Raw genomic sequence first — 1,181 nt, 5'->3', positions numbered from 1 at the left:
TCAGCAATTCCATCGTCAAATTCTACCTTTTTCCATTCTTCATTCCAATAGTTTCTTATCATCCTAAATGTTTTTCTCAAATGCACTACAACGGTCTCGTATAACCGCAGTTACGGGCAAGTTAGCTAAAATTTTCGGTTAAGCACTGACGTTAGCAATTCCGAGTGGATTCGGACGCAGTCGAATCCGCCGTAATTGCGGTTATACATTGTTGTGCAACGTTTTTTATTTCCATTTCCATTGGTAAGGATACATTTCATAAATCGCATTGTCCTCGTTTATTGTGTTTCCTGCTCTTCCGTTCTGTTCTGCCAAAACATCGTATTTCTTGGCTTCCTCGTATTTGCCCAATTTCCGCAGGCACACGGCTTTGTAAAGTTGGACATCAGAAAATTTAGGATAAATCTTTAATGCTTTGTCAAAAAGGTCAATTGCTTCTTGGTATTTTTTTAGTTCGTATTTTGTAATTCCAAAATAGAACAAATCCAAATGGTGTAAATTATCTTTTCCAAATTCCTGCTCCTGATAATCGTAATCTTCTTTAAATATTTGTTCTGCCTTTTCAAATTCGTTCAGTTGCAAGTGGGAAAGTCCGATGTAAAAATCATATGTATGGTCCATTACATATCCATTCCCAAATCTTTTCTTACAATCTTCAAAATCTGCAATTGCTTCTCGGTATCTTTTGGCGAATATACATTTAATAAATGCTCTATAATCTTGCCAACGCTGTCGGTCGTATTTTACCGCTTTATCAAGGTAATCAATCCCAATTTCATACTTGCGCATTTTCAACAAAGGCATTGCTTTTTGTTGCCATAAATAGGCAACTGTGCTGTCTTTTTCAAGACCTTTATCTATTTCCCATTGCCATTCTTGAGAATACATTTGATATCTCCAAGCACCGTTTTTTAAATATTCATCAATAATTTTTTGTTGCTTCTCTTTATCAATATTGGTTTCAGTCGATTGGTTTTCTGTCAAATCATTCGACAACGTCTTTTTCTGATTACAGGCAAAAACAATCGCAATTAGTGAAATCGATATAATTTTTATGATAGTTCTCAATTTTTTTTCAAAATGTTGCACAACGGTTTTGTGTATGAGTAGTAGCGAGATTTTAGCTCGGAACTTTTCTCTTTTTTAAAGCTATAAATTTATACTTATTTTTCGTTTTTCAA

General features: G+C 34.4%; 1 protein-coding gene. It reads right to left on the bottom strand.

Annotated elements, in window-relative coordinates; all coding sequences use genetic code 11:
- Positions 1 to 225: 225 nt before the first annotated feature.
- Positions 226 to 1,068, bottom strand: a complete 843-nt coding sequence (locus tag BLV84_RS12405) for a tetratricopeptide repeat protein (protein WP_234953159.1) — start codon at positions 1,066 to 1,068, stop codon at positions 226 to 228.
- Between the last annotated feature and the right edge of the window lie 113 nt (positions 1,069 to 1,181).

The organism is Psychroflexus halocasei (assembly GCF_900107595.1).
Taxonomy (GTDB): Bacteria; Bacteroidota; Bacteroidia; order Flavobacteriales; family Flavobacteriaceae; genus Psychroflexus; species Psychroflexus halocasei.
This window is presented reverse-complemented; position numbering and strand designations above follow the sequence as displayed.